We start from the raw sequence: 19,142 nt of genomic DNA on the forward strand, positions 1-19,142 counted from the left end.
TCGATTGAGCAAAAACGACCCAAGGGGTACACGCCATGCACAGCTTGTTTTATGCAACAGCCCAACTGACCAGAGTTCGCGTCCGCCCTGTTGATTGTCTCGAGCCCCCTCGCGCTGCAAAGGCATCCCCCCTCGAACGCCAGGCAGGCATTTGCGGAGGGGTTCTGCTTTTCGCGATGGGAGTTTCGTTCTTGCTGTGGTTGCTCGGCAGCTAGACCCGCCCCCGCAAAGCACAGCAAGCAATGGTTGCCCCATGACTGCCACGCTTTGCGGCGTGCCAGCTTAGTGTCCGTTTTTGATCATATCCGCGGCCTTTTCGCCGATCATGATGCACACCGAATTAGGGTTACCCGAGATCAGCGTGGGCATGACCGATGCGTCGGCAACGCGCAACCCTTCCATGCCATGCACCCGGAGATCCGGGCCCACTACCGAAAGCTCATCCACTCCCATGCGGCAAGTGCCGGACGGGTGCAGCGCGGCGTGCGCTTCTTCGTGACAGAATTTTTTCATCTCTTCCCGGGACCGGACCGCTGCGTCCGGCACATGCCGCCTGGCAATGAAGGGTTTGAAGGCGGCCTGGGACATGATTTGCTCACCCACCAGGCAACCATCCACCAGGCTTTCAATATCGTAAGGGTCGGAGAAATAGTTAGGCACGATCCGCGGAGGTGACATCGGGTCGGCTGAATAGAGCTCGACATAGCCTCTGGACCGTGGACGTATCTGCCCCAGGTTCAGCGTGCATCCATTGCCACCGGGAACAGAGTCAACGCCCTCCTCGATGCCTGCACCCACCACCATGAAGTACTGGATATCGGGATGGGTTGCCGCCTTGTCACCCCACCAGAAGGCCCCGCCTTCGATCAGGTTTGACGCCGCCGGACCTTGTCTGAACAACGCGTATTGCAAACCGGCCATCATTTTCCAAAGCGGCTTCTTGTACTTGTCGTAGCTATGCGGGCCCGTCAGTTCATACACCAGAGACACTTCAATATGGTCCTGAAGGTTCTGGCCGACACCGGGCAAGTCTTTGATCACTTTGATGCCATGTTTATCCAACTGTGCGGCCGGACCAATACCGGACAACATCAACAGTCGCGGCGAGTTGATGGCGCCGGACGATAAAATGATTTCCTTGTCGGCGTGCATTACATGGCGCACGCCCTTTTCTATGTATTCAACACCAATGGCTTTGCTGCCTTGCGTCAAGATACGGATGACGCGACACCCCGTCTTCACCGTCAGGTTCTTGCGCGATTTGGCGGGTGCAAGGTACGCCACTGCGGCACTGCTGCGAAAGCCGTTTTTGGCGGTGATTTGATACAGCCCGCACCCCTCAGGCTTGCCCGAATTGAAATCTTCGTTGTACGGCAATCCGTGCTGCTGGCAAGCGCGAAGCCATACTTTGGTCAATGGATGGACATTGATCGGATCAGAAACGCCCAGCGGCCCACCAACGCCGTGGGCTTCATTGCAGAAGCGCTCGTTGTCTTCGGCCTTTTTGAAGTATGGGAGTACATCATTGTAGGACCAGCCGGTGGCGCCCTGCTCCGCCCAACCATCGTAGTCGGCCGGGACACCGCGGATGTAGATCATCGCATTGACCGAACTTCCGCCTCCCAGCACGCTGGCCTGGACCATCGTCGGCGTCTCGGTCCGGCGTTGATCTTCGGTAGGCTCCCATGCATAGCGTTTGAGCAGCGGGCCTTGCGCAGTCTTGTAGTAGGCGCCGGGAATATGGATATAGGGGTTGCGATCGCGCGGTCCCTCTTCGAAAAGGACGACGGAAGCTGTTGCGTCTTCGCTCAGCCTCGAAGCCACGGTGCAACCTGTCGATCCGCCTCCGATTACGATAAAATCCACCATTACGACCTCAGATCTTTTTAGTATTGAGAACAAGGCTGCCGGGAGCAGTGGCAACCAATAGAGACTGGCAAGCGTTGACTTGCCCCTGCTCAATGACGAGCAGGCCGAAATCAAACTTGAAAAAGTATTTTTGGATCTTGTCGAAAAAGTTGTTTATCGACCCACAAGCCGGGTCAATAGTGACTTCAACTCTTTGGCGACTTCGTAGCTGTTCTGTTGTTGCTGCTTCTTGCAAAACAACTCACAACTCCACCAGCCCTGGTACCCGGTTGCCTTCACTGCGGCAGTCCACTCGGCAAGGTTCAAGACCCCGCTTCCCGTTGGCACATCCCTGAGGATTGCTTCGTTCGCAATGCCACCTTCGAACGGCAGCGAGTCACAAACATGCACGCCGTAGATCACGTCTTTGTTCATCCTGGCAATGTCTTGCGGTTTCACGCCTGAGGTAAAGCAATGCCAGTAGTCGATGACGATCTTGACGTTATCGCGCTCGGTGCGATCAATCAGCTGAAGTTGATGGTCCAGGCTGTTCAAGGGGGTCCAGGACAGCGCTTCAAGATAAAGAAGCACGTCATACTGCTTTGCCAGGTCAGCCAGCAAGGCGAGGTTCTTGGCAGTCAAGTCATACTGAGTCGCTTCATCAAAACCCAGCAAGCCGGAGTAATACGTGCTCTTGCCATGATGCTGAAAATCGATCACGGCCTGAACATTGATTGGCCCGGTGAGAACCTGTACACCTTTTGCACCTGCCAGGTTGGCCAATTGAAAAAGTCGCTCAGCCTCTTTCAGCAAGTCATCGCGTTCGGCTCCCTGGCGCTCGATATCCCTCAGGTAACCAATGCCTGTGACAGGCACGTCCTTGAGCAGGTTTTTCAGTTCCGCTTCGGTGTAACCGGCCTGCAGCCAAGCTTCCAGTTTTGCGCTGTTGATCTCCAGCGCATCGAAACCCACGGTCTTTGCGATGTCGATGTCCATCGCCAGGGTCGAGTGCTTTGCAACTGTGGAATGCAGGGCCAGGATATTGTTTTGGGTTTGCATATGACGCTCCTACCGTTGTCATTCATTGTAGAGCGATCGGATTCAGGTAGAGATTTCGCAGCTACGCAAAATGCGGCGCAAACTGACGCAGTCAATGCGTCAGGTTCCGATTGTCGACCACTCAAGCGTTTGAAAGCCGGTTGGCCTAGGCCTGATGACCAGATCAAGCAACACTGGAAACAGCACGCTCAATGCCTCGCTTTCATTTGTGTTCAGGACTTGTCCTGGCTCGAAGCGTTCTGGTCGGTTGTTGCATTGGCCAACGCCCGAACCTTGAACGCGGCTGCCAATAGCGCCCCGCGGTCCAGTACACCCTCATGGACGGCCGCAACAATCGCCTCGGCGATGGCATCAAGGCCGGATTCACTCGACACCAGCAATAGATGCGCGCCTGCCGACAGTGACGCAACGGCTGTGTCCGTGATGGAATTTCCCCGGAGGATGGACACCGCATCGAGGTCATCGGAAATGATCAAGCCTTCGAAACCAAGGGTGTCGCGCAAAATGCCGATGACTGTTGACGAGGTGGAGGCCGAATGTTCCGGGTCGAGCGCCGCAAACACCGCGGGGCCCGGCATCACCGCTTTGACACCAGTGGCAATGACTTCCTTGAAGACCTCAAGGTTGTCATGCAGCAACTCCAGTGGCCCGGGAACCGTGGCTTGGGCAATCGCCGGGTCCTCTTCAGTGACGTAATGGCCAGGAAAATGCTTGGCCGTCGCAATCACGCCGGCCCGTTGAACCCCGCGGATAAAGGCACAGGAAACCCGGCTGACCTCGACCGGGTCGGCGCCCAGGTGTCGATTGAGTAGCCATGGATTGGCGCCGGTCACCACGTCGACAATCGGTGCCAGAAACAGGTTAACCCCCAGGCTTCGTGCCGCCTGGGCCATCTCGAAGCATCGCTGTTCGATATCCTGCGAACTCAGCGCCTTGAGCTGCGCTCTCGACGCAATGGCAGGAACCAATTGATGAAGGCGTTCGATGCCGCCGAGTTCCTGGTCCACCGCAATCAGTACTGGCGCCCCAGCCAATGACGCCGCTTGCCGCGCGATGTTGACGAAGTCTGCCTGGGTTTCCGCACTCTTTCGCACCTCGCTCATGGCTCTGCCCACGTACTCCTCCCGTGTCTCTCCCAGCAAAAGGGAAACGCCACCTCGGCTCAGATAACGTCGGACGTTATCGTCCAGGTGCAAATCCCCGAACGCGGGAAGCAGTACCGAATATGCAGCTCTATGGAGTTCGCCAGACATCGATTTTCCTCAGTTCCGTAGTGTTGAGCAGAGCGCTCGTTTTTTAGAAGCGTGCAGGTGTCAGTTGTGTGGAAAAGGCACCCAGGCGCGCCGTCGGCTCGACTCGACGCACGCCAGGGACAGGCCGACGCCGCGCACGCCTTCATGGATGTCGGGTAGCGGGATGCTGGTCGCGGTGCGCCAACCTGCGCCGGCACCGAGTGCCTCGGCGAAGTCGGCATAGAGAACGGCAAGCGCTTCCAGGTAACCCTCGGTATTGCCGGCGGGCAAACTGCTGAAGTTCAGCGTCTGGGCGGCATTGTCGCTCTGGCCTCGGTGGTAGATTCGCTCTGCGCCGTCAATTGGCGAAAACCGGAGCGTTTCCGGAGTCTCCTGGCACCATTCGATCGACGCCTTGCTGCCGATGATCTTGAAGCGCAGACCATTACGGTGGCCGGGTGCCGCGAAACTGGCCCACAGCAAACCGTCCACGCCGCCTTCATACTCCAGTTGCACCACACAGGTATCGTCCAGTCCCCAGCCGGGTACGACCGTGGTCAACTTGGCATTCAGGCTTGTGCAGCGACGCCCGCACAGAAACTCAAGCATGTTGAAGGCATGTGTGCCGATATCCCCCACGACACCGGTCGGGCCGGCCTTCTCTGGATCACCACGCCAGGCAAGGCTTTTGCTCAACGTCGAGACACCCGGCGCCAACCACTCCAGCAGATACTCGACATACATGAAGCGAATGTCGCCAAGCTCCCCGGCCTGTATACGGCTGCGGGCATCCCTGACCATGGGATAGCCTTGATAGGTATAGGTCAGCGCGAAGAACGTATCGTGCTGATCGGCAATACTCGCCAACTCAATGGCTTCCTCGGTGCTGTTGACCAACGGCTTGTCGCAAATGACCGGGATTCCCGCCCGCAGAAACAACCGGCAAGGTTCAAAGTGCAGGTGGTTGGGCGTGACGATGACGACCGCCTCTATGGGATCGGGTCGACGTGACTCGGCAGCGGCCATGTCCTCGAATGACAGGTAAGTCCGATCTGGCTGGAGGCCAAGTGCCTCGCCCGCCTCTAGGCATTTGTCGGCATCCGAGGAGAAGGCACCGGCAATGATCTCGAAGCGATTGCAAAGACGCATGGCCGCCCGGTGATAGCTGGCGAAGTAAGCGCCCTGCCCGCCGCCAACCATGCCCACCTTGAATCGCCTTTGCCCTGGAATGTCGCCGGTTAACCTTGCCATCGCTTAAAGACTCCAATAATTGACACTGACTTTGCGAATGCGCGGAGTGAAGTATCGATGGCGAACTTTCTTTGCACCATTTCGCACACTATCGATACATGACGCGGACTGAAGCACTCGCCATTGCACAGGCAAGCCGGGGTTTTGTTTGTCATCTGGAGTGCCCTTTCAAAGCCGACGGCCAATATCTGTTACCGAGGGCCGGGTGAAGTGTTACTTATCGGGCTTGCGCGTACCCAATGGTGGTTCTGACACATCATCCTGGGCACCCAGAGGTGCGGCTTTTCCCGCCGGCCAGTACAGGGACACGCCGCCAAGCGCTTACAATCTGACGCATTGACTGATATTGACGGGTTGAACTTAAATACCCTGAGCGGGCATGGAACATGCTTAATTAAATCGCTGATAATTCAAGTATTTAAGCTGGCACGAAGTTATACGACCGATTATTTCAATAACTGATTTATAACCTATATAACCTTCTGCACTTAACCCCAGGCCTACATCGAGATAAAAAATGCCCAGCCGAGGAGATTCGCCCCCCATGTCGTTAAGTTCTGCCACCTCGCACCCTGAGCGACAACAGGTTCGCAGCGACTTGCAAGCCAACGTGCAAAAGAACCTGAGTACGCTGGTCGAGTCTTGCCGCTCGGTTGCAGACATGTGCCGCAAAGTTGATGTCAATCGCCAGCAGTTCAACAAGTACCTGGTGGGTCAGCACGTACCCTCACAGAAAATCCTGCAGAAGATCGGCCGGTATTTCATGATGGAGGCCGAAGACCTTTTCCGGCCGCCCGCCGAGTTCAAGAAATTTTATGAGGGCTACGAAAACGAACTACCGACAGACTTGCGGGCCTCGGCGCAATTCAATCATTTCCTGCCCCTGGCGAAGCAGTCGGCGGATCTGCTTGAAGACTATCTGGGCGTCTATTACCGGTACCACAACTCGTCCATCTATAAAGGCCGCATCCTGCGTTCGGTCACCTGCCTGTACCGGACCGACTCAATGGTCCAGTACGTCACCGTAGAACGCTTCCCCTTGCTCGATGGCAGCGGAAAGATCGGCTACTCGTTCACTTATCACGGTTTCTGCCTGCTGCTGGGTGATCGCCTGTTCATGGTCGATTTCGAGGGCAAGCAACGTAACGAAATGACGTTTTCGATTCTCACGCCGCAGCATCGCCGGCCGATCCGCTTTCTCTACGGATTGGTCACCGGGGTGGCGTCGTCTTCTTTCCGCCAGCCCTTCTCTACCCGAATGGCCTTGGGGCTGGTGGACAAAGGCAAGATCCGTAAACAGCACCTGCGCAATGCAACCGCTGTGCTTCCCAGCGATCAGTCATTACCGCTGGAAGTGCGCGAATACATGACGGGCGATAACGCCACTATCGTCTGGGGCGGTCAGGATTAAGACGGTTGAAAGGCGGTCCCGTCGATGTGCCCGTCGATGATCGGCGGGGCGTCGACAGCGGCGCAGGATGGCGTGACTACACTCATGAAGGTTTAATCAGGTTTCACGCGAACTGCGCGCAGTAATAATTTCCACCAACGAAGGCCCCTTGCTGTTCAGTGCCTTGATGAAGGCTGGATTGAGTTGCGAAGCATGCTCGACTCTCCACGCTTCAAGACCAAAGTTTCTGGCGATGCCCGCGAAGTCAGGCGAGTAAGGCTTGCCGTCCGGCAAATTGAATTCCCCGGCCCGATGCTGCCCCGCAAGCGAAACCTGCACATCGCTCAACGACTCAGGCCCGCTGTTGTTGAACACCAGAAACACCACGGGAAGACTGTGCATCACGCACACCGCCATCTCCTGCATCGACTGCAAAAAATCCCCGTCACTTACGGCACACACCACTTGACGTGCCGGCATGGCGAGCTTCGCGCCAATGGCTGCCGGAACTGCCCAACCCACCGCACCGACGCCAGCGGTGCAAAAATGACCTCGGTGCTGATAATCCGGAAACATCTCGCCGACTATTTCCTGGAGACTCTGCGTCCCGACCATCAGAATCGCATCCTCTTCCAGGCCCGATCTCAACTCCGCCATAGGTCGGTGAACCATCAGAGGCGGGATGTCGCTGGCGCTGTTCGCTCGCAAGGTCGCAGGTGACAAACTGGCGTCAACCGAGGCGCTCTGAACAGCCGCCGGGATGTCCAGGCTTACAGGGCCGATGCGACCACTGAACATCGTGTCGAAGGCCTGACGCAGGGTCTGTGGCAATTGTTCAATCGCCGAAACCCGCACATGCTCTTTTGTGATGCCAGTGGCGGCGAATTCAGGCCGGTCATCGCCGCGATCGGGGTTCCCCCCACTGATCACCAGCATGGCCGAGCGATCCACCAAAGCAACCGCGATCCCGCCCAAGGCTTTCGAAAGACCCAACGGAGCCGGCAGGAGAACAGCCATCGGACGACCGCAGGCACGAAAGTAGCCGTCGGCAAGATGGACTGCACTTTGCTCCTGTATGACATGAATGAACGGGATGTCGGAGCCAGTGTTCAGCAATGCTTCCACCAAGGCCCACGAACCATCACCCGGCATGCCGGCAACATAATCGACACCGTTCGCTTTCAGCGCTTTCGCAACAATCTGACCACCCGTGAGCTTCACAGAAAAACTCCCATCGAATAGACGCTGGCGCAAGGGCGGATGCACCTTGCGTCGTCTCAAGACCTTCATCGGAGTATTCGCCTGGAACGAACACCGCTCAATTTCGCACCCCCCGCAAAAGAGACGCACATTGACGCAGGTGAATGCCGCCCATCCCCCGCTTTGGCGGGGCTATCGTTATCAGTAGCCTGCTGCGCCGATTAGGTCACTTTGATGCGTCAGAGTGCGTCGCTTTTAAAGGGGCTGCGAAATTGAGTGCCCTGCTCGCCAGGCCAATACTCGATCCATGAAAACAACAAGCCGAGCCTATCAAGCGCTGGGCGTGCCACGTGAAGGCTTCACCTTGATATCCAGGGAAAGTGGCGCGCCACCAGCCAAGGAAGAGTCGATCGGACCAGTGGAGGCCAACTGCGCAATGCCCTGTTTACCAGGCAGCACCGCGCCACAACCTCCCCAGCTGCATGGAAACAATGCTGGCCATAACTCTGCCGATTTACATGACCGCATGCATAGGGACGTGTCCGGCTAAACCCGCCGCGCCCACGCCAATGCAGGTCGCCAATTGTTAGCAAACAACCACCCTAGGCAGGAACTCAAAATGAAAAAAGAAAGAGAGACGGGTTATGGATCAACTGGCATCAAGCTGGATTCGATCAGCCTGAACCGGCGCACCTTTATGCTGGGGGCTGCTGCATCTGCCGCGGGGTTGTACATCAGTTCGTTCGTACCCAGTGCATTTGCCGCGTCCTCCGGCCATTTGGAGATTCTTGGGTGGGAAGGTGAAACCGGTGATGCGGAGCTGGCCGAATGGCGCAAACAACGTGGCATTACCGTACGTTCCAGCTATGCCAGCAACCAGGACGACATCACCGCGCGGCTGGCCGGCTCCGACCCCGTCCAGCTTGACCTGACCATGTACGCACTGGGCTACGAGACCATCTATCAGGAAATGGGCCTGCTCAAGGCGATCGATACCTCAAAGATCCCCAACTACTCCGCCGAAAATACCGTCCCGCTTTTCTATAAAGGCAGCCGCTGGTACTGGGATGGCAAACAATGGGGCATCCCGCTGTTGTGGGGCATGAACACCATCGTCTACAACCCTAAGAACGTGAAGAAACCCACCGAGTACAAAGACCTGCTCGACCCGAAATTGAAGGGCCGGCTGACCTTTGTCGATGACGGCACTTCCAACTGGTCACTCATCGCGATCATTGCCGGTTACGGGGACAAGTTCCCTAACCTGACCCGCGCCGAATTCGACGACGCCTTCGAAAAACTCAAACCGTATCGTGATCAATGCCGAGTCTTTGCTGCCTCCTCGGGCGATGCGGTTTCGCTGTTGGTCTCGGGCGAAGTCGACGCGGTATTTTCGGCGTCGGCCAACACCCCAAGCGAGACCAAGAAGCGCGGCGTAGTCACAGAACTATCAGTGCCCAAGGAAGGTGCTGCCCTCTGGTGTGACGCCCTGTTCATACCCAAGACCGCCAAGGACGTACCGCTCGCGCTGGAGTTCATCAACAAGACGCTCGAGGCCGATACCCAGGCGAAAATGGCAACCACGATGTTCTCTGGCGTGGTCAACAGCAAGGCTGTGCCGCTACTCCCCGAAGAGCTGAGAAACACCTTCGACTACGCGAACCTGGACAGCTTTTTCGAGAAGTCGAAGCTCTACGGCCAGCCGCCCCTGAGCTCCGACAAGTACGTGACCTATGCTGAATGGATCGATCAGTGGGCGAACTTCAAAGGCTCGTTCTAACCACCTCGGCTATCCGGTGAGGTGAAAGAACGGCTTGAGTGTGTACGAGAGAGCGGGTGCTTGCGGGCACTCACTCCTCTGCTCGTTATCGAAACAAAAAGCAAAGGCACAATAATCATGAACGTAGTCAACAACAGCGAGCCCATCCTCCTCGATGACAGGGATTCAAAGGCTGGCAAACACGTGAAAATCGACAAGAAAACCCTCAGCGGGTATTTGCTGGCGTCGCCTCCGCTGTTCTTCCTGGTGGTGTTCTTCCTCATTCCGTCGCTGCTGCTCCTGGTCGCGAGTTTCTGGACCGCCAAGACCTTCAGCATGGAACCTGCGGCAACCCTGGCCAACTACGCCAAGGCATTGAGTGCCACCGGGTTCTACGACTCGCTATGGATCGCCTTGCAGAATGGCTTCTGGACCGCGGTGCTGTCGACGGTCATCAGCGCCCCGGTCGCCTACTACATTGTTTACCGCACGCGCTCCAATGCCGTGCTGTACCTGGCCCTGGTCTCCTGGTTCTCCAGCTACCTGGTGCGGGTTTACGCCTGGCGCTCGATCCTGGGCACCAACGGTGTGATCAATTCCACGCTGATGCACATGGGGCTGATCGATCAGCCGCTGGAATGGCTGGTCTTCAGCAAGTTCGCAGTGGTGTTGACCCTGGTGCACATTATGCTGCCCTTCACCCTGCTGCTACTGGTGTCGGGTTTGCGCGATATCAAGAGGGACTATCTGGAAGCTGCTGCGGATCTGGGTGCCGGCGGCGCCACCATCTTGTGGCGGGTGATCGTGCCGATGGCCCACAAGAGCATCGTCAGCTCGTTCATGTTCACCTTCGTCCTTGCCGCCAGCGACTACGTCACGCCCCAGCTCTTGGGCGGCCGAGACGCCATGACCACAGGCCTGGTGATCGCCAATCAGTTTCGCTCGGTCGGTAACTGGCCACTGGGGGCTGCGATGGCGTACTTGCTGCTGCTGGTTTTCATGCTGGTCTATGCGCTGTTGCTGGGAGTGTTGCGGGCTGCAAACCTGGCACCCGGCAAGCGTTACCACGACTGATGACCGCCCATAAAAAAGGTAACTCGCCATGATCAGGCTCTTCACTTACGTCTACATGCTGTTTCTTTATGCGCCCATCGCGATCATCGCGCTGTTCAGCTTTCATTCGTCGGCCTCGCTGTCATTCCCGTTCGAGGGCTTCTCGACCCAATGGTACGAGGCGCTGTTCAGCAGTTCGGACTTCATGACGGCTTTGACCAACAGCGCAATCGTCGCCGCGGGCTCGGCCATTCTGACCACCTTGCTGGGAACGTTCTCGGCCCTGGCGCTGATGCGCATGAAGGGCCGGTTCAAATCCGTCTTTGCCTTCATGAACTTCGCCCCCATCGCCTTGCCCGGTTTATTCCTGGGAATTGCACTGGTGATTTTCTTCTCGCTGATTGGCCTGCCACGATCACTGCTGACGGTGATCATCGGCCATACATTGTTCACCTTTCCATTCTTCGTCGAGTCCGTACGCTCACGTCTTGAGTACTTCGATCTGTCGTTCGAAGAAGCTGCACGTGACTTGGGCGCGTCACCGCTCAAGGCGTTCTGGCTGGTGACGCTGCCCATTATCGGCCCGACGATTGCGGGTGCGGCGATCCTGGCGATTGCCCTCTCCCTGGACGAATTCCTGATCACCGTATTCGTCACCGGCAGCGACACCACGTTGCCACTCATGATTCTTTCGATGATGCGCCGCGCCGTCAGCCCAACCATCAATGCCGCCTCGGTGTTCATGCTGGTCGTGACCATTGCCATCATTGTCATTGCCGGCCTGGTCATGACCCTGCGCCGTCGTCGTCTCGAACTTGAACGTGCAGAAACTGCAGAGTAATCGCCATGACCAACAGTATCGAACTGACCGGAATATCCAAGAGCTACGGCAATCTGACTGCCCTGGGCAAAGTCGACCTGACCGTAAAGCGCAACGAAATCCTGACTTTGCTGGGTCCCAGTGGCTGTGGCAAAACCACACTGATGCGCATCATCGCGGGCTTCGAAGAGCCGACCACCGGCAAAGTCGTGATCGACGGCAAGGACTCCACGGCGCTGGCGCCGGAACATCGCCCCGTCAACATGGTGTTTCAGAAGTACGCCCTGTTCCCGCATCTCGATGTCTTCGACAACGTGGCTTTCGGGTTGCGTCTGAAAAAGAAACCGCGGGACGAAATCAAGCGCGAAGTGACCAAGGCACTGGAGCTGGTGCAACTGGAAAACTTCAAGAATCGCTGGATCTCCGAGCTCAGTGGCGGCCAGGCACAACGCGTCGCCCTGGCTCGAGCCCTGGTCAACCGCCCCGCCGTGCTGTTGCTCGACGAGCCGCTGGCGGCACTGGACCTGAAGATTCGCCACCACATGCTCAACGAGATCAAACGGATCCACGAAGAGACCTCGACCACTTTCGTTTACGTCACCCATGACCAGGACGAAGCGATGATCCTCTCCGACCGGGTGGTGCTGCTGAACAAGGGTGGCATCGAGCAGATCGGTGGACCACAAGAGATGTACTGGTCGCCGCGCACGTTGTTCGCCGCGAAATTTTTCGGCGACACCAATATCGTCAACGGCACCTATGGACTGGGTGATACCAGCAGTGGTTATGTCGAGCTACCGTTCGGACGCTACGCACACACGGCCAAGAACAGCCTGAGTGCCGGACCGGTCAATGTCTCGATCCGTCCCGAAACCATCGGCCTTGAGCCTGCACTGGGCAACCCGCTGGCCAACGGGGCCTTTGCCGGGAAAGTCAAAGACACGTCGTTTATCGGCAACCGGGTCATTTACCGTGTCGCCGTAGCCGGCGGTACCCTCGACCTCAAATGCCAGCAGTTGCCCACCCCCGGCAGCCTCACGCTGCCGCCCGGGGCGGATGTCGCCCTGACCTGTAAACCGGACAGTTTCGTGGTGATACCTGCCTGAACAGCTTTCGGTTGAACGACGATCCCTGCGGCATTTCGCGCAGGGTCTGACAGTAGCCTCAACGCTGGATCAGCTCTTCACCAAGAGCCTGATCCGGCGTTTTTTTTGACCTGCACGGTGAACAATAATGGTCCAATATATCGTGGTCGGGGGTGGGTCAGCCGGATGCGTCATTGCCGCGCGCCTGAGCGAAGATACCCAAGCGTCAGTCGTGCTGCTGGAAGAAGGGCCGAGGGACACCCATCCGTTTATCCATCTCCCGGTGGGATTCTATAAAACCAGCCAGGGAAATCTGGTTGAACGCTACCCCTGGGAGCCCCCAGCCGGTTATATCGGCGCGCCGAATCCGACCATGGTGCAAGCCCGGGTGCTCGGCGGTGGGAGTTCAGTCAACGCCATGGTGTACTTGCGCGGGCAACCTGCCGACTACGACAGTTGGGCCGATGGCGGTGCCCGGGGTTGGGCCTACAAGGACGTACTACCGTTTTTCAAGAAATGCGAAAGCAATGACCGCTTCAGCAACGACGCCCATGGCACCGATGGCCCGCTCGGTGTCTGCGATCAACGATTTACCCATCCTTTGACCAAACTCTGGCTACAGGCCTGCCAGCAGGCAGGGTTGGCCTACAATGCCGATTTCAACTCCGGTGTGCAGGACGGTTGCGGGTTGTATCAAATCAATGCCCGCAACGGCTTGCGATCGAGCACCTCGGTCGCCTATTTGAAGCCGGCGCGCCGGCGCCCCAATCTGACGGTGAGAACCCACTGCCGGGTCTTGCGAATCCTGGTCGAGAACGGTCGCGCCACGGGCGTTGAGTACCTTGAGAAAAACCGTCGCCATGTCTTGAGGGCCGATCGTGAAGTGATTGTCAGTGCCGGGGCAATCAACACGCCAAAGTTGTTGATGCTGTCGGGTATCGGGCCGGCCAGTCACCTGCACGACAAAGGCGTCAAGGTAATCCATGACCTGCCAGGGGTCGGGCAGAATCTGCAGGACCACATCGAAGTGTCGCTGATCAATGAATTGCGTCGCCCATTGAGCTACGACAAGTACAAAAAACCTCACTGGAAGATCGCCGCCGGCTCGCAGTACGCATTGTTTCGGCAAGGCCCGGTAACCTCCAACGTGGTCGAAGGTGGCGCGTTCTGGCGTACTTCCCTGGCCGAAAATCGTGCGGACGCCCAGTACTGTTTCATGGCCGGGGCTGGGGTCGAGGACGGTGTAGGTTCCGTCCCTGGTGGCAACGGATGCACCTTGAATGTGTGTCAGACCCGCCCCCGTTCAAGCGGTTTCCTGCAACTGCACAGCGCAGATCCCATGGACTTGCCCCGCATCGAGCCCAACTACCTGACCGACCCGCTCGATGTGGAGTGCATGGCCCAGGCCACCGAGTTTGGTCGGCACATCATGTCCCAGGCCGCATTGGCCGGCCACATTCAGCGCGAGCATGTGCCCGCAGAACCGTTACGCACAGGTGATGACTATCGGCGATTCGTGCGCCGACACGCCCACGCTGCACTGCATCCGGTAGGCACCTGCAAGATGGGTACGGACGCCATGGCGGTGGTGAACAACGATCTGCGTGTACACGGGATCGATGGTCTGCGGATCGCCGACAACTCCATCGCGCCGAGCTTGTGCTCCAGCAACACCAATGCACTGGCAATCATGATCGGCGAAAAAGCGGCTGATCACATTCAGCGTGCTGATCAGTCTCTGTAGGAGCCTGGGCGCGATGGCGGCACAGTCGACGCCATCGCGGCCAATTTCCTGCCGGTGGCTCAGACCCGTAGAATCGATTGAATCAACCCGCTAGCACGCCCATTTCGTCCCGTCGTTCAACGCTGTGTCGCGGGATCAGATCGCTCCGCCATTGGCCATCCCGGCATCCATGCCGGGCTGCCGACGGCGCAGATCCTGCGCTCTGCCTCTTGAGGGGCGTGCACCGCAACAGCACCGCGAGGCGAGCTAACACTCGACCTTGGTGGTGCACGTGTTTCCCAGGATTCCATGAAAAATAAAAAAAAGCCCCCCAATTGGGGAGCCGAAAACACTTGGAAAAGCGGTAAGAGTGACCAGCAGTACCGAGAAACGACCCTTTCTCCCGCTACCCGCTTGCCAAGTGCTGCAACTAACCAAGCGGCCTGGTGAGATCCGCCGGTTCGATGTTCAAAAAAGAGCGCTGTCACGCCGACAAAGGTTGCGCTCTATAAACGGGAGAAATCAGACAGCCTGCTTGTAACGGCGAATGCGGATATCCGCCTGTTCCTTGTGCCCGGCAAAACCTTCCATGCCGCACAGGCGGGAGCAGTACTCGCCGACCAGCACAGAGGCTTCATCAGTCAGGACACGCTGATAGGTGCAGGTCTTGATGAACTTGCCCACCCACAGGCCGCCGGTGTAACGCGCAGTCCCGGTGGTCGGCAATGTGTGGTTGGTGCCGATCACCTTGTCGCCGTAGGAGACATTGGTCCGCTGCCCGAGGAACAGCGCGCCGTAGTTGGTCATATGCTCCAGGAAGTACAACGGGTCTCGGGTCATGACCTGGACGTGTTCGGAGGCAATGCGGTCGGCTTCCTGGACCAGTTCATCCACGGTGTCGCACAGGATGATCTCGCCATAGTCACGCCAGGCGACGGAGGCGACGGGTGCGGTCGACAGAATGGCCAGTTGACGCTCGATTTCCGCCGGCAGGGTTTCTGCCAGTTCGGCACTGTTGGTCAAAAACACCGCTGGCGAGTTGACGCCGTGCTCGGCCTGGCCCAGCAAGTCTGCGGCAATGATTTCTACGTCGGAACTGTCATCGGCTATCACCAGTGTTTCGGTCGGGCCGGCAATCAAGTCGATGCCGATTTTGCCGAACAGCTGGCGCTTGGCTTCGGCGACAAATGCGTTGCCAGGCCCGACGATCATATCGACCGGCTTGAAGTCATCGGTCCCCAACGCCAGGGCAGCAATCGCCTGAACGCCGCCGACACAATAGATTTCATCGGCGCCGGCGAGGTACATGGCCGTCACGATGGCCGGATGAGGCTTGCCGTCGAAGGGCGGCGCGGCTGCAACCACCCGCTTCACGCCCGCGACTTTAGCCGTCAGGACACTCATGTGTGCCGATGCCAGCAACGGATATTTGCCTCCGGGGATGTAGCAGCCCACCGAGTTCACCGGAATGTTGCGATGCCCAAGGATCACACCCGGGAGGGTTTCGACTTCGACATCGTGCATCGAGGCTTTCTGTACCTCGGCAAACCGACGGACCTGTGCCTGCGCAAACTTGATGTCGCCGATTTCCTGTTCCGAAAGACTGGCAACGCACGCGGCGATTTCTTCGTCGGTCAGGCGGAAGGTCGCAGGCTCCCACTTATCAAATTTCTTCGAATACTCCCGAACGGCTGCATCGCCGTTCTTGGCGACATTGGCAATGATCTGCTCGACCGTATCGCGCACTTGCAAAGCGATTTCGGCTTGGGCTTCGACGGGCTTACTTTTTTTCAGATAACGAATCATCAATATGCTCCAGGTGGTTCTTGATGCACGCAACATGCACTCAGCATTGGCAAACATCTTTTCTCACCCCCCCTGCTCCGGGCAATTTCGCAGCCGTCTTATTGCTGACGCGATCTGACGCAGCACAGACGCAAAGTTGAAGCACTCCTGACAGCCCCGCCCCTCTGCCACGGGCAATCACACTTATTCGTATAACCTTTTATTCTCAAAAACGAGGTGAGCAAAACTGTTCCGCAGCCTGTAGCAATGCACGCTATCTCGACGCCACTCCTATTCTACTGGGTCATTTCATTAAAAATCCGATCAAGGCATTGACAGTACGGTTTTGAGTGATAGCTTAAATAAGCGGTTATACGTATAACCTAATAATCACACCCAACCTAAGAGGTGACCAACCGTGAGTCGAGTCTTGTATCTATACGGTGGCTGGCCCGGCCATTTCCCCTATGAAATCGCCGGGTGGGCCCGGACCGTTTTCCAGGAACTGGATTTCGACGTTGAAGAGTCGACAGACATCTTCACATTGGACAGGGATTTGACCGGTTATGACCTGATCGTGATCGGCTGGAACAACGCGGTCACCACTGAAACGCTGACCGCTTCGCAGGAAAATCGCCTGCTCAAAGCGATCGAAAGCGGCACCGGCCTGGTGGGTTGGCACGGTGCGGGCGCGGCCTTTCGCGCAAGCCTCAAGTACCACTGGGTACTGGGCGGTTCCTTTCTCGAGCATCCGATGGGCGAAGGCTTTCCCCATCCGTACCAGGTCAACGTCATCGACCGCACCCACGAAGTCACTCAAGGCGTCGAGGATTTCGAGGTGCGTTCCGAGCAGTACTACATGCAGGTCGACCCGAACATCCATGTGCTCGCCGAAACCACCTTCGACGGCAACCCGTTCCCGTGGATCAAGGGCCATCGCAGCCCGGTCGCCTGGGTTCGCCAGTGGGGCCAGGGACGCGTGTTCTATCACTCGATCGGACACGACACCAGCAACCTCGCCGACCCGAATATTCGCCGCCTGACCAAGCAAGGCCTGAACTGGGCTACGCGCGGGCGAGCTGAAAATCAAGGCAAAACCACCGCATCCACCCCGCTTTCATCAACCCAAGGAGTCCTGTCATGAGCAAATTGACCGGCAGCCAGATCGTGGCACAAACCCTGAAAAACTACGGCGTCGAGTATGTCGCCGGCATTCCCGGCCACGGCATCTGGACACTCACCGACGCCTTCCTCGAAGAAGACTCGAAACTCAAGTTCATCCAGGTCTTCCACGAACAGAGCGCCGTGCATCTGGCAGATGGTTACTACCGCGTGGCCGGAAAGCCGATGGCTGCGGTAACCTCCATCGGCGCCGGGGCCGCCAACACCGTGATCGGCATGGCCACCGCGTTCACCGACTCCACCAGCCTGATGCTGATCACTGGCGGGCCACCCACGCACATGCGTGGCCACGGTCTGCTGCAGGAACTGGAACGCTACACCGACAACGACTTCCCTAAAATCGCCGAGGCCGTGACCAAGCGGCACTGGGTCGCGACGCGCGTTGAAGAGTTGCCGTTCATGATGCATCGGGCCTGGAGCTCGATGGTCACCGGTCGCCCAGGTCCGGTCCATCTGGAAATCCCGATGGACGTCCAGGCCGAGGCCGCGGAAGTGACCCTCCACGCCCTGGAAGAACGTACGCCGATCGGCAAATGCTTCCCGGATCCGGCGGCCACTGCTCGCGCCGTTGAAGAATTGCAATCCTGCAAACGCCCGGTGCTGGTCATCGGTGGCGGTGTCATCACGGGCGAAGCCAGCGCTGAAGTGCTCGCCTTGGCCGAGGCCTGGCAAATTCCGGTGGTCACCACCTGGAACGGCAAAAGCGGCTTCCCGGAAGACCACCCGTTGTTCGCCGGCAGCGTCGGCCAGACTGGCACGATGTGCGGCAACAAAGTGGCCTCGACGGCCGATGTGATCATCGCCGTAGGTTGCCGTTTCACCGACTGGTCGTCGTCCAGTTATGCCAAGGGCGTGACCTTCGCCATTCCGCCGTCGAAGTTGATCCACATCGACATCGACCCGCACGAAATCGGCAAGAACTACCCCGTTACGGTCGGAATCTGTGCCGACGCCAAGCACGCGCTGGCCCATATCGTTGAGGGTCTGAAAGGTCAGACTGTCGATCGCGAAGAGTACCTCAGCGATCTGCGCGGCTATCAGGACGAATGGGAAAGCAAGCTGGCCGGTCGTCGTGACTCCGACCGCTTCCCGTTCACCTCGCAACGTCCATTGGGCGCGCTGCGCAAGATTTTCCCGCGGGACACCATCGTGGTGGTCGGCTCCGGCAACACCCAGGGCGCGGTCAAGCAGACCTTCCCGGTCTACACCCCTCGCACTCACCTGACCTCCGGCGGGTTCTCCTCCATGGGTTGGGCCGTGCCTGCCGCCATCGGTGCCAAACTGGCTGCGCCGAACCAGCCGGTGGTCTGCATTCTGGGCGACGGTGACTTCCTGATGACGTCGCAGGAAATTGCGATCTGCGTGACCAACAATATTCCGGTCGTGTTCATGATCCAGAACAACGCCGGGTACATGTCGATTCGCGGTGGCCAGCGCAAGCAAACCAGCCGCCATATCGGCACCGAGTTCAACCATCCGGACGGCACGCCCTATAGCCCGGACTTCAAAGCGGTGGGCGAAGCCTTTGGCCTGAAGTCCTATCGTGTGGAGCGCCCGGAAGACCTCGAGCCGATCCTGCAGGAAGCCCTGGACTTGAACGCTCCGGTGTTGATCGAAATCCCGACTGACCGCGACGCTGCTGGCCCTTGGGTACCGGGGTGGTGGGACTTCCCGATTCCCGAATACATCACTGACGAACGTCAGGACGAGTACTGGGAAATCCGGAACTCCGAACAACACCTATAAGTACTGGAG

The 19,142-nt window shown here is 57.9% G+C and carries 14 protein-coding genes; 8 read left to right on the top strand and 6 right to left on the bottom strand.

The features are described from left to right. Positions 1 to 282 precede the first annotated feature (282 nt). The 4 genes from KW841_RS04265 to KW841_RS04280 all read right to left on the bottom strand — a co-directional run bounded on the left by KW841_RS04265 (position 283) and on the right by KW841_RS04280 (position 5,390). Positions 283 to 1,869, bottom strand: a complete 1,587-nt coding sequence (locus tag KW841_RS04265) for a GMC family oxidoreductase (protein WP_218473850.1) — start codon at positions 1,867 to 1,869, stop codon at positions 283 to 285. Between the two features lie 153 nt (positions 1,870 to 2,022). Beyond that, positions 2,023 to 2,907, bottom strand: coding sequence for a sugar phosphate isomerase/epimerase (locus tag KW841_RS04270; RefSeq protein ID WP_218473852.1), 885 nt, complete (start codon positions 2,905 to 2,907; stop codon positions 2,023 to 2,025). Positions 2,908 to 3,119: 212 nt separating this feature from the next. Further along, the gene (locus KW841_RS04275) at positions 3,120 to 4,010 is read right to left on the bottom strand and encodes a glycoside hydrolase family 3 N-terminal domain-containing protein (RefSeq protein WP_256357701.1); all 891 of its coding nucleotides are present in this window, start codon (positions 4,008 to 4,010) and stop codon (positions 3,120 to 3,122) included. Positions 4,011 to 4,220: 210 nt separating this feature from the next. Continuing rightward, positions 4,221 to 5,390: a Gfo/Idh/MocA family protein gene (locus KW841_RS04280; protein WP_218473857.1), complete on the bottom strand. Its 1,170-nt coding sequence runs from the start codon at positions 5,388 to 5,390 to the stop codon at positions 4,221 to 4,223. A 544-nt stretch (positions 5,391 to 5,934) separates the two neighbouring features. Between KW841_RS04280 and KW841_RS04285 the strand changes: the two genes are divergently transcribed. After that, positions 5,935 to 6,801 carry a helix-turn-helix domain-containing protein gene (locus KW841_RS04285; RefSeq protein ID WP_218473859.1) on the top strand — a complete coding sequence of 289 codons (867 nt, stop codon included), beginning with the start codon at positions 5,935 to 5,937 and terminating at the stop codon, positions 6,799 to 6,801. 96 nt (positions 6,802 to 6,897) lie between these two features. On the opposite strand, the gene KW841_RS04290 is transcribed toward KW841_RS04285, so the two are convergent. Further along, positions 6,898 to 8,034, bottom strand: coding sequence for a thiamine pyrophosphate-dependent enzyme (locus tag KW841_RS04290; RefSeq protein ID WP_256357702.1), 1,137 nt, complete (start codon positions 8,032 to 8,034; stop codon positions 6,898 to 6,900). Between the two features lie 565 nt (positions 8,035 to 8,599). Between KW841_RS04290 and KW841_RS04295 the strand changes: the two genes are divergently transcribed. From KW841_RS04295 to KW841_RS04315, 5 genes are all read left to right on the top strand, one after another. Further along, positions 8,600 to 9,760, top strand: a complete 1,161-nt coding sequence (locus tag KW841_RS04295) for a PotD/PotF family extracellular solute-binding protein (RefSeq protein ID WP_007974786.1) — start codon at positions 8,600 to 8,602, stop codon at positions 9,758 to 9,760. A 117-nt stretch (positions 9,761 to 9,877) separates the two neighbouring features. Further along, entirely contained in the window at positions 9,878 to 10,813 is a 936-nt protein-coding gene (locus KW841_RS04300; protein WP_218473861.1) for an ABC transporter permease, read from the top strand. 28 nt (positions 10,814 to 10,841) lie between these two features. Beyond that, positions 10,842 to 11,633, top strand: coding sequence for an ABC transporter permease (locus KW841_RS04305; RefSeq protein WP_007974790.1), 792 nt, complete (start codon positions 10,842 to 10,844; stop codon positions 11,631 to 11,633). Positions 11,634 to 11,638: 5 nt separating this feature from the next. Next, entirely contained in the window at positions 11,639 to 12,718 is a 1,080-nt protein-coding gene (locus tag KW841_RS04310) for an ABC transporter ATP-binding protein (protein WP_007974792.1), read from the top strand. Between the two features lie 127 nt (positions 12,719 to 12,845). Beyond that, a complete protein-coding gene (locus tag KW841_RS04315; protein ID WP_218473863.1) occupies positions 12,846 to 14,441 on the top strand; it encodes a GMC family oxidoreductase in 1,596 nt (531 codons plus the stop codon). A 501-nt stretch (positions 14,442 to 14,942) separates the two neighbouring features. Here the strand turns inward: KW841_RS04315 and hisD are convergent. Next, positions 14,943 to 16,226 carry a histidinol dehydrogenase gene (gene hisD / locus KW841_RS04320; protein ID WP_102699585.1) on the bottom strand — a complete coding sequence of 428 codons (1,284 nt, stop codon included), beginning with the start codon at positions 16,224 to 16,226 and terminating at the stop codon, positions 14,943 to 14,945. A 397-nt stretch (positions 16,227 to 16,623) separates the two neighbouring features. Here hisD and KW841_RS04325 point away from each other — a divergent pair, with 397 nt between their 5' ends. Further along, positions 16,624 to 17,349 (top strand): ThuA domain-containing protein, encoded by a 726-nt coding sequence (locus tag KW841_RS04325; protein ID WP_218473866.1) that lies wholly within the window; start codon positions 16,624 to 16,626, stop codon positions 17,347 to 17,349. Then, a complete protein-coding gene (locus KW841_RS04330; protein ID WP_218473868.1) occupies positions 17,346 to 19,133 on the top strand; it encodes a thiamine pyrophosphate-binding protein in 1,788 nt (595 codons plus the stop codon). The genes KW841_RS04325 and KW841_RS04330 overlap by 4 nt, the downstream gene beginning before the upstream one ends. Positions 19,134 to 19,142: the final 9 nt, after the last annotated feature.

The organism is Pseudomonas sp. PDM28 (genome assembly GCF_019219115.1).
Taxonomy (GTDB): domain Bacteria; phylum Pseudomonadota; class Gammaproteobacteria; order Pseudomonadales; family Pseudomonadaceae; genus Aquipseudomonas; species Aquipseudomonas laurylsulfatiphila.

Bases quoted from the DNA above. Each gene is read 5' to 3' on its own strand.
- KW841_RS04270 (WP_218473852.1), bottom strand. From the start codon at position 2,907: ATGCAAACCCAAAACAATATCCTGGCCCTGCATTCCACAGTTGCAAAG.
- KW841_RS04300 (WP_218473861.1), top strand. From the start codon at position 9,878: ATGAACGTAGTCAACAACAGCGAGCCCATCCTCCTCGATGACAGGGAT.
- KW841_RS04275 (WP_256357701.1), bottom strand. From the start codon at position 4,010: ATGAGCGAGGTGCGAAAGAGTGCGGAAACCCAGGCAGACTTCGTCAAC.
- KW841_RS04280 (WP_218473857.1), bottom strand. From the start codon at position 5,390: ATGGCAAGGTTAACCGGCGACATTCCAGGGCAAAGGCGATTCAAGGTG.
- KW841_RS04265 (WP_218473850.1), bottom strand. From the start codon at position 1,869: ATGGTGGATTTTATCGTAATCGGAGGCGGATCGACAGGTTGCACCGTG.
- KW841_RS04295 (WP_007974786.1), top strand. From the start codon at position 8,600: ATGAAAAAAGAAAGAGAGACGGGTTATGGATCAACTGGCATCAAGCTG.
- KW841_RS04310 (WP_007974792.1), top strand. From the start codon at position 11,639: ATGACCAACAGTATCGAACTGACCGGAATATCCAAGAGCTACGGCAAT.
- KW841_RS04285 (WP_218473859.1), top strand. From the start codon at position 5,935: ATGTCGTTAAGTTCTGCCACCTCGCACCCTGAGCGACAACAGGTTCGC.
- hisD (WP_102699585.1), bottom strand. From the start codon at position 16,226: ATGATTCGTTATCTGAAAAAAAGTAAGCCCGTCGAAGCCCAAGCCGAA.
- KW841_RS04330 (WP_218473868.1), top strand. From the start codon at position 17,346: ATGAGCAAATTGACCGGCAGCCAGATCGTGGCACAAACCCTGAAAAAC.
- KW841_RS04305 (WP_007974790.1), top strand. From the start codon at position 10,842: ATGATCAGGCTCTTCACTTACGTCTACATGCTGTTTCTTTATGCGCCC.
- KW841_RS04315 (WP_218473863.1), top strand. From the start codon at position 12,846: ATGGTCCAATATATCGTGGTCGGGGGTGGGTCAGCCGGATGCGTCATT.